At 49.1% G+C, this 12,809-nt stretch carries 12 protein-coding genes; 1 reads left to right on the top strand and 11 read right to left on the bottom strand.

Going from position 1 to position 12,809, the window contains the following annotated elements:
* Nucleotides 1-43 precede the first annotated feature (43 nt).
* From F4V51_RS08365 to F4V51_RS08345, 5 genes are all read right to left on the bottom strand, one after another.
* The gene (locus F4V51_RS08365) at nucleotides 44-916 is read right to left on the bottom strand and encodes a carbohydrate ABC transporter permease (RefSeq protein WP_153977631.1); all 873 of its coding nucleotides are present in this window, start codon (nucleotides 914-916) and stop codon (nucleotides 44-46) included.
* 56 nt (nucleotides 917-972) lie between these two features.
* Nucleotides 973-1,944, bottom strand: coding sequence for an ABC transporter permease (locus tag F4V51_RS08360; RefSeq protein WP_153977630.1), 972 nt, complete (start codon nucleotides 1,942-1,944; stop codon nucleotides 973-975).
* Nucleotides 1,945-1,968: 24 nt separating this feature from the next.
* Nucleotides 1,969-3,555, bottom strand: coding sequence for an extracellular solute-binding protein (locus tag F4V51_RS08355; protein WP_236146727.1), 1,587 nt, complete (start codon nucleotides 3,553-3,555; stop codon nucleotides 1,969-1,971).
* Between the two features lie 190 nt (nucleotides 3,556-3,745).
* The gene (locus F4V51_RS08350) at nucleotides 3,746-3,928 is read right to left on the bottom strand and encodes a hypothetical protein (protein ID WP_201281189.1); all 183 of its coding nucleotides are present in this window, start codon (nucleotides 3,926-3,928) and stop codon (nucleotides 3,746-3,748) included.
* A gap of 97 nt (nucleotides 3,929-4,025) precedes the next feature.
* Nucleotides 4,026-4,544, bottom strand: a complete 519-nt coding sequence (locus F4V51_RS08345) for a GrpB family protein (protein ID WP_153977628.1) — start codon at nucleotides 4,542-4,544, stop codon at nucleotides 4,026-4,028.
* Nucleotides 4,545-4,755: 211 nt separating this feature from the next.
* Between F4V51_RS08345 and F4V51_RS08340 the strand changes: the two genes are divergently transcribed.
* Nucleotides 4,756-5,037 (top strand): SunI/YnzG family protein, encoded by a 282-nt coding sequence (locus F4V51_RS08340; RefSeq protein ID WP_153977627.1) that lies wholly within the window; start codon nucleotides 4,756-4,758, stop codon nucleotides 5,035-5,037.
* A gap of 111 nt (nucleotides 5,038-5,148) precedes the next feature.
* On the opposite strand, the gene F4V51_RS08335 is transcribed toward F4V51_RS08340, so the two are convergent.
* The 6 genes from F4V51_RS08335 to F4V51_RS08310 form a co-directional block, all read right to left on the bottom strand.
* Nucleotides 5,149-6,111 (bottom strand): glycosyl hydrolase, encoded by a 963-nt coding sequence (locus tag F4V51_RS08335; RefSeq protein ID WP_236146726.1) that lies wholly within the window; start codon nucleotides 6,109-6,111, stop codon nucleotides 5,149-5,151.
* A 91-nt stretch (nucleotides 6,112-6,202) separates the two neighbouring features.
* Nucleotides 6,203-7,213: a carbohydrate ABC transporter permease gene (locus F4V51_RS08330; RefSeq protein WP_095359178.1), complete on the bottom strand. Its 1,011-nt coding sequence runs from the start codon at nucleotides 7,211-7,213 to the stop codon at nucleotides 6,203-6,205.
* Nucleotides 7,214-7,243: 30 nt separating this feature from the next.
* Complete coding sequence (locus F4V51_RS08325; RefSeq protein ID WP_153977625.1) at nucleotides 7,244-8,143, bottom strand: carbohydrate ABC transporter permease; 900 nt, start codon at nucleotides 8,141-8,143, stop codon at nucleotides 7,244-7,246.
* Nucleotides 8,140-10,725, bottom strand: coding sequence for a DUF5696 domain-containing protein (locus F4V51_RS08320; protein ID WP_153977624.1), 2,586 nt, complete (start codon nucleotides 10,723-10,725; stop codon nucleotides 8,140-8,142). Before F4V51_RS08320 ends, F4V51_RS08325 begins: the two co-directional genes overlap by 4 nt.
* A 14-nt stretch (nucleotides 10,726-10,739) precedes the next feature.
* On the bottom strand, nucleotides 10,740-11,360 hold the full coding sequence (locus F4V51_RS08315; protein WP_153977623.1) for a YIP1 family protein: 621 nt from the start codon (nucleotides 11,358-11,360) through the stop codon (nucleotides 10,740-10,742).
* Nucleotides 11,341-12,807, bottom strand: coding sequence for an NHL repeat-containing protein (locus F4V51_RS08310; protein WP_153977622.1), 1,467 nt, complete (start codon nucleotides 12,805-12,807; stop codon nucleotides 11,341-11,343). The genes F4V51_RS08315 and F4V51_RS08310 overlap by 20 nt, the downstream gene beginning before the upstream one ends.
* Nucleotides 12,808-12,809 lie beyond the last annotated feature (2 nt).

The following is a 12,809-nucleotide window of genomic DNA, read 5'->3' as shown; positions in this document are numbered from 1 at the left end:
CTCTCTGTACCTCCTTTCCGGGAATACCCACCTGAATGCAGATTTATCCTTTCACTGAGCCAACCATAGCTCCTTTTGCAAAATGCTTCTGAATAAACGGATATACCATCAGCACCGGCAGAATGGCTACAATGATGGCGGCCATCTTCAACATCTCTGTCGGTGGTGTCTCTACCTGCTGTCCAGGTGCGACCAGATCAATATTGGACGCGTTCAGCAGCATGTTTTGCAGCAGCACCTGAATCGGCCACTTCGCAGAATCATTCAAATACAAAAGTGCCGCGAAAAATTGGTTCCAGTATCCTACCGCAAAGAACAAGCCAAATGCCGCAAGTGCAGGCATCGACAAGGGGAGTACAATCGTGTACCAGGTCCGGATCGCACTGCAACCATCGATGGAGGCCGCTTCACTGATCTCCGCAGGCAGGCTGTCGAAGAAATTTTTCATGAGCAGCACCGTCCAGCCATTGGCAAGCGCAGGCAGAATTAATGCCCAGATGTTATTGATAAGCCCGAGCTCCCGGACCAGCAAGTAGTTCGGAATAATTCCCGGACTGAACAAAATGGTCAGTACGATCAGGAACATCAGTACTTTTCGGAAATAAAACCTCTTCTGGGACAAGGCATAGGCCAGGGAAGAGGATACGGCCAGACTGCACACTGTGCCTACAGTTGCTAGAAAGGCACTGTTCCCCAGCGAGCGTGCGAAGGCAGGCGTGGAGAGCAGATAGGTATAAGCTTCCGCAGACCAGCGCTGCGGGAAGAGTACGATTTTCTTTTGCAGATATTCTCCCGGATCGGTGAACGAAACGACAAAAACATAGTACAGCGGAAAAAACATCGCCACCGCCAGCAGCCCAAGAACGATTGCATTCAGAGACTGACCAATCCTCTCACTCCATTTCAAACGATGCATCTCAAGACCTCCTCCCTCCCACTAGTTCTTATAGACACGGACCGGAAACACAGGTACTAATAGACCCCTTCTTGACCCATGCGCTTCACCAAACGGTTTGCAATCACGACGAGCGCCAGTCCAACCACTGATTTGAATAATCCAACCGCCGTACTGTAGCTGAAATCTCCCTGCTCAATTCCCGTACGGTATACATAAGTGTCAAATACTTCAGCCACTTCAGATACAGCACCGTTGTACATCAGGAAGATCTGTTCAAATCCTACCTCCATGATGTCCCCCAGTCTTAAAATGAGAAGCACGACGATGACACTCCGGATGGCAGGAAGCGTAATGTGCCAGATCTGACGGAGCCGTCCCGCCCCATCCATTCGTGCTGCCTCATACAGCTGGGTATCCACACTTGCCATGGCAGCGAGAAAAACGATCGTTCCCCAGCCGGCTTCCTTCCACATCGCCTGCAAGGTGACCATGATCCAGAAGCTGTCCGGGTTCGTCAGAAAGTCCACCCTCGGCCAGCCCCATAAGGCAAACAGCTCGTTGATCAATCCCGTCCCCTTGGCGAACAGCAGGAGTGTCAGTCCCGCAATGATGACCCAGGAGAGGAAATGCGGCATATAGATCACCGTCTGAATCAATCGCTTGTACGTCATGTTACGCAGCTCATTGAGCCCCAGCGAGATCAGAATCGGGAATGGAAAAAACAAGATCAGATTCAGCAGGCTGATTGCCAGTGTATTTCGAAACAGCAAGGCAAAGTCTGGATTGGCAAACAAGGTGGTAAAGTGCTGCAGCCCAACCCACTCACTGCCCAGAATTCCTCGGAAGGGGGAATAGTCCTGGAACGCAATGACGATGCCCCACATCGGGATATATTTGAAAATGAGAAAGAACAGGATGCCCGGTAGAGCAAGCAAATATAATGATCGATCGCGCCGCAGCGCGGAGAGCCATTTCGTGCGTCTGTTTCTTTTGGATGAAGTCTGCCTTCCCTTGTGTGTGCTAAAGTGCTGCTCGGTTACGCTCATGGGCTGCAGCTCCTTCCCTCAGATTCATTGTCCGTTTCTTTTCTTGTAAGCCTCCGTCATCTCATCACTCATGGCCTGGACATTTGGATCATTCCGCAACGATTCCACAAAGGTATCCCATGCTTCAATGGGCTCCCGGCCCAGAATGATTTTGGCCTTGAGATCCTGTATTTTCTTGTTTAATTCGGGCAGAATCTTCTGTCCAGTCTCCGATTGAAGACCCGCAGACAGATCGGCTACACTCGTTTTGTCTCGTTCGGCCTCCACTTTTTTGAATAGTTCATTCGCCTGGGTCTCTTCTTCTGTCTCACCCGTGGTATCCCAGGGAAGATCAATAACGTTAACGATATGATTAAAATCCGAGGCGTTGTCCGCCGTTAATTTCTCGGTACTTGCTACTTTTTTGCCATCGACCACTTCATAATGGGTACCTTCAATCCCAAACTGCTGAATTTCAAACACTTCCGGGTTCATCCAGGTATCGACGAGTTGGAGAATTCGTTTCATCTTCTCTTCCGGTACACTTGCAGGAATCGCCAGAATGCCGTTGTAACCCGAGCCTTTTGGGTTGTAGCCATTCAGATTGGTCAGAGGGTAGAAGTCCGTGTACTTAAAGGAAGGATCGACTTTCTTCAGATCATCGGCATAGATTTTGCGCATCGTGCCTGTCTTGTCCACAATAATGCCTGCCTGATTGCGCTTGAACAATTCCCTTGCCTGTGTCAGCTTCAGCGACAGAAGATCCTCGGGCATCATGCCGCTGCTGTAGGCTTTCGTCAGATATTGAAGGGATTCCCTGACCTCGGGAAGCAGCTCCCTGTATACCAGTTTCCCCTCGGTTTTATCCCACTTCCAACTGCTGTTGCTTCCGATAAAAGAGTTCTCAATGGCACCCAGTACCGGGCCGAGATTGCCATTCCAACCGAGATCATCCGGACTGACATAAGCAGCAAGCGCTGTTGTATCCGGTTGTCCGTTGCCATCAGGGTCCTGTTCCACGAATGCCTTCATAACATCGAATAATTCATCTGTTGTCTCAGGCACCTGCAGGTTTAATTTGTCGAGCCAGTCCTTCCGGATAATGAAAAAGGAATCTCCCGTCACCGGCCTAGGGCGTGGTATGCCATAATTGTTGCCGTCTGCTGCCTTGGTTGTTTCCCAGGCAATATCGGGAATGCCCTTGCTCAGGTTCGGATATTCCTGGATATATGGCGTGATATCCCAGAACGCTCCTTGCTTGACCATCTTGGTAAAGGTGCTTCCAAACGGATCGTTAATCATGATGAGATCAGGAATATCGCCAGAAGCGAGCGTCAAGTTCAGCTTGTCGCTGTAAATATTGTTCGAAACCCACTGAATACTCATCTTGGAGTTCGTCGCTTTTTCGATCGCCCGTTTGATTACATTGTCATCAGCTGCAGGAACCGCACTGGGTGTAATGGTCATAATGCTAACCTCCAGTGGATCATTCGCATTGCCGCTGCTGCCGCTACTTTTACTCGTTTGCCCCGCTTCTTGACTTCCGCATGCACTAAGCACGACAGACATGACCAACACAACGGATATAATCCAGTTCAATTTACGGGTGTTACGGTTCCCCACATTTAGCATAGGCTTTCCCATCCTCCTTAGTCTCTTAAACCTATCGTATTAATCGGATTAACGATTAAAAAAGGGGCTTTGACTGACCCTGGAATGAGGTTGTTCCTGGTCACCTCAAAGCTTTCACTCACTATAACGAACACCCGTATTTCCTGCAATTGCACTTTTTTGCACTGGTAATCATGGCAGTAAGTAGACCTTAAATGCCTTGGTACGGTTGGATGATCAGCTCATCCCACACCTGAACTTCAATATAACGTTCCGGGCCCCTTTCACCATTCCGATTCCATTCCTGAGGCCACCCATAGAACTGAACGACCTGCAGAATTTCATCTTTGGTGTACACCTGCTTACGATACGGCTTATCATCCGAATAACGCATGGTTGGGAAGAGGTCTGATATGCGTTCAGGTCTGTCATACAGATCACGCCTTTGTCAGCGATATATATATACACTCTTCTATTAAAACTGGCGTTATTTATGCCTCGTGCAGTCTGGCCTTCTGGATGACGGATGGAATAAAAGAAGCCTTAGCTGCGGTGTATCCCACACGGTCATGTCTGAACTGCTGTTCCAGCTTTTTCTTCAACGCGTAGTACTCTTGCATAACCTCCGAGTCTCTTCTGAGAACATCGCGAAACAGCAAGTTATCCGTCCATTCCAGGCTCCTATACTTGTAGACGTGGAGATGATGCGTACCTGCTCTCCATTGTCCTTTTCGGAAAAACAAACGTTCCGGGAAATCCGACTTGGGTACATACTCGTACCCCAGTTCTCCCAATGCTTCTATATGTACTGCCTTCACATCGTTCAACTCATGTACTCCTGCCATCATATCGATTAATGGTTTCGCCCCAAGTCCCGGCACAGACGTACTCCCAATATGTTCAAAATCCACGCAGATTTCTGCCAGCACTTTCATGATGTTATTGCGTTCTACGTGATATTCCTCAACCCATCTTGGGTCATATTCGGATATGACGACTTCTTCTCTCATAGCGATTTAGACCTTTCTGTCCCTTACATTTATTAGTCATAGTGTACATCATGTGAACATTGATGGAAATAACTGTTGTACATCATTTCGGTCTAGCCTTCATGGTTTATTTAACATATTTCGCTATTAACGAGGAAATATTAACCATTTAATGATAAACTAATAAAAAAGTGGTTCACTTTATAATCATGACTGATTAGGAGGACATACGATGTTAGGTGTAAAAGTAGAGCAAAAACATGATCAGCTGATTATTCGCTGGCAGTTTTCTAAAATTAGCATTCCGATCCCAGACATCCAATCCGTTACGCTTGATGAAACCTATGGTGGAAGTGAGCCTTCAGCCATTCGAATCGGTGCAGCGTATGGGGCTTCTGAAACCATCCTAATCCGCACAACCCATCAATCCTACGTTCTGTTCACTTCCAATGAGACTTTATTTCCGAAAATTAATGCTCTGATATCCAGCACAGCGAGTAACCCTTACATTTGATCCACATCAGTATCTATAAAAATCACAACGAAAAAAGCGCTGGCATCCGCATAATTACTTATGCCATGCTAACGCTTTTTAGGTTCACGATGCGCTGAACGCCTTGAACGACTATTTCCAGCTCCACTCAGGCAACTGATCCAGAGTTATGACATAGTCGCTGTTGTACACTTCTCTTAAGAAATCCACAGTATTATGCTGGCCACCCCTCAGAAATTCACCTGTCCAGGTACAGAACCAGCTCCAATGAATGCCCTGCTCCTCCATCTGCTGCGGATCAGGAATGGAGCCGTTTTCCGCGAGTGCTATCATTTTGCTGTCACTCACCAAATTCCGTAAGTTCTCGTAACGTTCTGCAAGTGGATCATGGTCCCCTGCTTTCGGATATACATCCACGCTCACAATGTCCACAACATCATCGCCCGGATACCATTCCGGCTGTTCCGAGTTCCACACCCAGATAAGATTATTTAGCTCATGTTGGTTAACTAATCGATCATACAGCAGACGATACAACTGTTTGGCAGGTTCAGGTCCTTTTGCTCCCCACCAGAACCACCCTCCTTCAGCTTCATGAAGTGGGCGGAATAACACGGGTACACCTACATCCTTAAGCTCTTGCAGATGCCCGGCGATCACATTGATATCCCGGATCAACAAGGCATACTCATCCGATTCGGGGTGAGCCAGCGTGGAGGCGAGATCGAACGTTGTGGCCTCCGTATAAAATCCCCGCCACCACTCTTTGCCAGGTTCATCGATAAGGTTAGACGGGGCATTCCAGTGCCAACACAAGGTCACGATCCCGCCTTGCTGATGCCATGCAATCATATCTCGTATTTCCTCGGAGGTCGCCCCCCGCTCTGTTCTTGAAGGTGAGTATTCCATCAGATCAAACCCAATCACAGCCGGTTTACGTCCCGTGTTCTCATTAATCCAGTTCAGGTTGCTGTATTCCTGCTGACCCGAAAGTACTGCAGACCCATAACTTTTTACCAAGTACCTCATCAATTCCCTGGCCTCGGAAGTCGCATCATGATTCACCAAGGTACTGCTTATCTTATTTTCTGTCATTGATAATCCTCCATTCCAAGGCAGGGTACATAGCCACCCAAATATCAAAATGAACCGAATTACGTATCCCATATGAGTACACCAAGCCCGCTTAACCAACAACGCCAGAACGCTCAATACTTTCCACGAAATAACGCTGTACAAACAGATACAAAATAATCAGCGGCGCAATCGCCAGCAAAATGCCTGTATCCACGATCATCGCAACATAGTTTGGATCGGCCTTCATGCCGGAACTCGAACCAAACCCCATCAGCTGAGGAATCAACTGATTCGCTTGAGCGGGTAATGAAGCGACCTTCAGCGAGATCAGTGAACTTTCACTCATGAACAGCGCCGAATAGAACGTATCATTGTACTGCCACACAAAAGAAAACAGGATAACCGTGATCAGTGGTGAAATGGCATTGGGCAGCATAATTCGGGCAAATGTACGGAATCCGCCCGCGCCATCAATCAGTGCGGCTTCTTCGATTTCTTTGGGCATACCCTTGAAGAACTGTCGAAAAATATAAATGAACAGCCCTGCCTTCAGCCCTCCGGCCGTCGCTGCAGTAATCATGGAAGGCCAATAGGTGTTTAACAGATTGACCCCCTCCCTGCCCGTAAACAGCTGTATGATGCCCAGAAAGTCGAAGCTGCGGAAATGCAGATACATCGGCACCATCAACGTGCTTGTCGGCACCAGAATAGTGAGAATCACCAACACAAAGAGCACATTGCTGCCTGGAAAAGTAAAGCGGGCAAATCCATATCCGGCAAGCGCACAGGATATTGCCGTCAACAGCGTCGTTATGGTAACAAACAGCAAGGTGTTCGCGAGCAAGGGCAGGTAATCCATTACCTGTGCCGCCAGCCTGATATTGTCCAGCGTGAAATGCTGGGGAATCATATAAATGGTTGGATTATAAATGTCTTGTTTATCCTTAAATGCAACCGAGATTTTAAGAAATAACGGATACAGAATAATAAATGAAATGCCGATGATCAATGCATATCTGAATATGGAATACAGTAGGTCCGATGTTTTATTTCGAACTCGCTGCAGTTGATAATTCTGCTTCGGAACCACTACCATGCGATCCGTTCCCGACACAGCCATAGTCTAGTAGCCCTCCTTTTACATGATCCGTCAGTTGTAATGCACCCGCCGTGACAATACCCAGCCAACAATGAGCAGCACAAGCCCGATCACCAGTGTATAGAGCCAGGACATCGCCGAGCTCAGGCCAAAATTCTGGGTCTTAAATGCAGTTTGGTAGATAGCTTGTGTGACCGGACTTCCAGCAAATGAATCAATAATCGTATAAATGACATTTGTCAGTATCAACGGACTGACCATTGGAAATGTAATTTTCCAAAATGATTCATAGGCGGTTGCCCCTTCGATTTTGGCTACTTCATACATGGAACCGGGTACGGACTGCAGGGCGGCGAGAAAGATCAGAATCTGAACACCTGAGCGGCTAATAATCTCGTAAATTCGCATGATCGCTTCCACGATATAATCCACATAGGCCAGCGGGAGTCCTACATCGGCCAGCATCCGCACGATCGAAATCACGTTAAACGAAGCTCCTCCATCAGCCGTCGATTCAACGGCGCTGGCGTCGCCCATCAGATTGATCAGACCTGCAGATTCAGCTGCCGCTACTGCACTGGAGGCCAGAATAACGGGCAGGAAGAAGATTGCCCGCGCCATGGTTCTGCCCTTGAACTTCTGATTCAGCAGGGTCGCCGTAAACAAACTGAAAAACAATATCATGGGCACATTTAGCAGCATGGCACCAACCGAATCAATCAGGATCCGGTTAAAGGTAGCATCCACGAGAAGTGCATCCTTAAAATTTTTCAGTCCGACAAAGTCAAGAACGTATCCTCCGGGAGCCACTGACAAGTTGCTGAAGCTGAACCGAATCGATTGCAGAAGCGGTGCGGCAAAAAGGAAGATGAAACCAAGCAGCCACGGCGAGATAAATGCCAGACCGAGCAGTGCTCTCCGTGATTTCAATGATAAACGCAGAGTTCTCATTGGCTCACTCCTTCCACGGCATAGTCCATTTTGCCAACTGACACTCCGTCTACAGTTACCCGATCGTCAGTGTAGTTTACAAGGATAGTCGTACCGCCGCTGTACGTGACCCGGACCACGCCTTCCTGAATTCGTTCATGCCCGGTCATCTGCTGATTCCCCAACCCTTTCAACACCTCATTTGCTTCCTTGTACAGAACAACCGCGTCATTTATCCAATCTTCGTACGCAGTAGCATAAGCCGAATCATAATTCGTTAACTTCAGCCTGGATGATGGTTCATGAGTCCATTGGAAATGCGGAGCTGCACCAAGCTCAAGACTTCGCAGCAGCTGCTTGCGCAGATCCTGATCTCCTGTTGTATTCAAGGGAGATGCTGCGTAGTTCATATAACCATGAATGACCATTTCATAAAAAGGAACTTGCTCATCGGTAATGTTGAACCAACTGGAGCCTTGAGGCACATCCACTACATGCTCCGCATATCCCCATGCATAGGCATTAGCCGATGATAACATCATGCTGGGATATTCCTGCTGCAGCTTGCCAAGCTGCTCCTTCACAATGTTCTTGGTCGTCTCGCGGTGAATGACACGGCTATCCCGATAATCGGAAGCTAGAACCTGCCCGAGATCACGGAGTGATAATCCGCTGAGTTCCAGTTTTGAAATGGTCTCGGCAAATTCGCCAACCACATAAGGAAGCTTCGCAGCCGAGAGCAGATAATAGCTGTCCTTGCTCTGATCCATTCGGTTGAGAGCAGGACTGTAAGGATACAATTCCGCGGTCTCCTTGGTTACAAACCGGGCCGCATCGGAAGACGGCGCAAAACGCGAGTCATCATGATAGATCCGCTGGAATGCCACATCAGGGAATAACGTTCCCCCAGACTGCTGCAATTGGGCAGACAGCTCCTGCAGCTCAGAACGACTGCCTACCTCACGATCCAGCTTCACTTGGGTCGGTGTATGGTGGCTGAACCCGCCACCGAACCAGCCCTGATACCTCATCTGTACGCGGCTCACACCTTCCTGCTGTAACTTTGCTGCCATGCGGGCAGCCTGTTCATACGTCGTCATGGCTAGTGTGGTCCGATAAGGCACACCCAGAAAAGAGGCTTTTTGGTCGACTGCACCGAGTACACTCACATAGAACGGCAGCTCCGTCTGTTCTTCCAGCGGCTTCAGCACACCCCCATCCACCAACTGCTGCTGATATAGGCGAGCCATACCGGAATAACTGGCATCTTCTCCATGCAGGAAATGATATCGGACCTGGATATCTCCGCGATAAGGCTCTTCACTCAGCAGTTGAATCTCCTGCATTTTCTGCGAGGTATACATCTCCAGTTCATCCTCCCCACGCAGGGAGAAGGTCGCATGCACATGGTTGTAACTGTTCTGCCTGCCTCCGATATCGGCAGAGATGCTGGCCATTCCGTCTCCTTTTTCAATCACGGCAAACCAGGCATGCTCCCCGTTCTTGAGACCAAATACAGGCATATGGGCTGATTCGCTGACCTGGGGCCGACTGAGCGAATTGTCGTTAGGATCTGCACCGTATACACGCTGTACATACTGCTCTTCCTTGACCTTTCCGTTATTCAGATGGATTAAGCTGCCTGACCCGTCCGGCACGAACATATACCCTTCGCCTCTGGTATCCGCAGCACCGAAGTATGCGAGTAAATCCATGTTACGAATACGATATTGACCACTCTCTTCCACTTGACTCAGAGGTACGATCACCACCAGCGAGCCTTGATCCAGCCGATATTCCACCGGGATGACGAAGCTTGGCTTATCCGATACCCCGCCACCTTCAACCCCGTTTTCCTGATTGTCATAAGCAAGATCGTCTGCGGTGTAACCCGCTGTCTCAAAGGCATCCAGCATCTTGTTCAGAACGAGCTGCTTCGAGATCTGTCCGTCCAGCCTTTCCAGAACATCCGGGTTGTCCTTGGTTGGATAGTAACGGGCAGAAGCATACCTTGCAGCGGTAGCATCCAGTTTCAAAAGAACCTTTTCCTCCAGACGCTGTTTGCTAATCAATCTGGGCAATGCATCAATACCGAGCGAGGTATCTCCAAGGGTGTAGGTAATCCGGATTCCCCCATCCACATTGGCAGCAACAAATTGTTTGTTGGTAATACTGGTGCTGAAATTCGGAAAGTTCTCCAGTGTACCTATCGCATCCCGGAAGGAGATGTTGAGTTGGGACGACAGAACTTCTTTCTCATAAGCCGAGGCCAGGCCATCTTGGGTGCGTTCTTTCGGATTGCTGTACCAGATCTCTCCGCTAGCTCCGTCACGCACGGCGATCTCGGTTGTCTCCTCGTTATAATAAAGCGCCAAACCCTGGTCCTCAGCGACCAACTGCATGCCTGGCACACCCTGCGAGGTATCCGCTAGATACTTCAGTGTCTCCGTTTCGGCTGGTATCGCCTCGGTTGTTGCTTCCAGATAAGCTGCTACTTCTATAGCGGGTAATCCCCTGTTGTTCATATACAGCAGTCCGGCTGTCATCAGAATCACAGCTGTGCCGCTGGCCAGCACCGTATATAATCGTTGCCTTTTGATCACGGATGCCGCCTCCTTTAGGTCCGAAAAATCAACTCGCGGTATATGTTATAACCGAATTCATATAATTGCTGCAGCATACTGAACACGAGCGCTCCGAGGAAAACGATAATCCCCATCACAACAAGCGTCAGCAGCATCGTAATGATCGTTTTGAAGACCGTATATTGGTGCACCGTCATTGTGCCAATGAACAGGAGCAGCAGAAACCAGAAGAAGGCGATGCTGTTAAACAGATAATAAAAAGCAGTCTCCTCCTGCACCATGAACCGGCTGATCACAATCATCGGGGCATAAATCAAAATAACCGGAATGAGCGAGTATCCTGTCGCCAGAAAGATTTCCCTGAACCTGCCTTCCCCTTCCATCAGCGTCGTCACCGACCAGTTGGCAATGCACCATAGAAAGAACGGCACCGCCACCGTTGCAATCTCCACAATACTGTTGATGGTGCGAGGATCAGTAAAATTGACGAGAAATCCCGCGTACTGCTTTTGCAAAGTCATCATGATGATGGTGAGCGCGAGTGCCAAAAAGGCAACAAGCATCCGTCCCCGGTTATCCGACTTGAGGTCCCAGTATGCATCGATAGGGTGAAAAATGAGATGCAGCGGAAACTTAATGTAATCCTGCTTCACGGTCAATCTGCCTCCTCCGTCTCCATTTAACCGCCACCCGGGCCAGGATCAGAATGAAAATCAGGGCAATACCTGCAGTCAAGAACGTGCCGAAATGTTCCTTCATCATCTCCCGCCGGTATCTTTTGAACGCCACCGAATAACTCTTGCGGTCCATCCCAAGCTCGAAGTAACCGAGAGCCTCCTTATTTTTCTTCTCCATGAGCAAGGATTTGCCGATACCGATATAGGCAATGTCATAATTGGCATTCAGCTTCAGTACTTCTTGCCAGATATGCACAGCTTCCGTATCCTCACCCTGATAATGAAGGGCAACCGCCTCATTCACATGGGTTCCAAACCGAGTCGGCTCATAGACCACCAGATTGCTCTTTCCCCGGTCAAGAACCAGTTGGTGATTGCCGGATTGTTCAATGGCAACGGGTGTTTTGAGCGTGCCCACCTGATTTCCTTTGCCACCGTAGATATAGAGCAGATGACCCTCGTCATCGTAAGTGAACACCCGATTCTGTGTCGCATCGAGTACACTGTACATGCCGTTGCCCAGCACTTTCACATCAATGAGCTTGGATGGCCCTGTGTTGTTGCGGAACCGGATGTCCCCCTTGACGTCAAAGTAACCAAACCGCTTCAGCACATCTTCTCCGGACGGATTGAGTCGTTTGATCGGCTCATTCGAACCAGGATCGATATTGGTTGCGTAGACAAACCCTTTATGGTCGATATCCACGCTCGAAAACTCGGTCGGTACAAACAGGACCATCTGTGCCCGCTGGGCCTTGGTGGAGAACATGCGCCAGATATATTCGCCGTAGTCCCGCTCCACCTTATTGGTGCCGACGTAACCGATGAACTTCCCCGTCTCGTCAAACTGCATGATTCCTTCGTAAACGCCTTGAGCTACCACATAAACCCGGCCCACATGGTCAACCGTCAACTTCAGCGGCTGGAACTGAAAGTCCGTCGCCAGAACATCCGACTCGGGAGCATTGATAATCCGATCCAATTGTCCGTCCGCATTCAGGATCACGACTCGACTGTTCCCGGTATCTGCGACGTAGATTCGCTCCTCTTCATCCACAAACAGTCCACCGGGAGCGTTGAATGTTTCCTTGCTGCCTTCTCTCGTGAACCCGTCCATGACCCGAAGAAGCTTGTACTCTGCGTCCAATATGACAATCCGGCTGTTGCCGCTATCCAAAATATAGATCTGACCGGATGAAGATACATTCACATCACTGGGATCCTTGAATTCCCCAATGCCCAAATCGCTGCCCGAGATGGTTCGTTTGGGCAGATACGCATCCGGGGAAGGAACGGCTTCTCTCCAGGAGTTGTAGTTATAACTCTCATACGGCGCCGAAGAAGCTGCCGCAGGCACGGCATTCGCCAGCAGCAGGGATACTGCCGCCAGGAGAACAAGCCATCTTTTCACTGTGCGTGCCATAT

Origin of the sequence: Paenibacillus xylanilyticus, from assembly GCF_009664365.1 — a bacterium.
In the GTDB taxonomy this organism is placed as follows: Bacteria; Bacillota; Bacilli; order Paenibacillales; family Paenibacillaceae; genus Paenibacillus; species Paenibacillus xylanilyticus_A.
The sequence above is the reverse complement of the archived record's forward strand: the minus strand, read 5'-3'. Positions and strand labels throughout refer to the sequence as shown.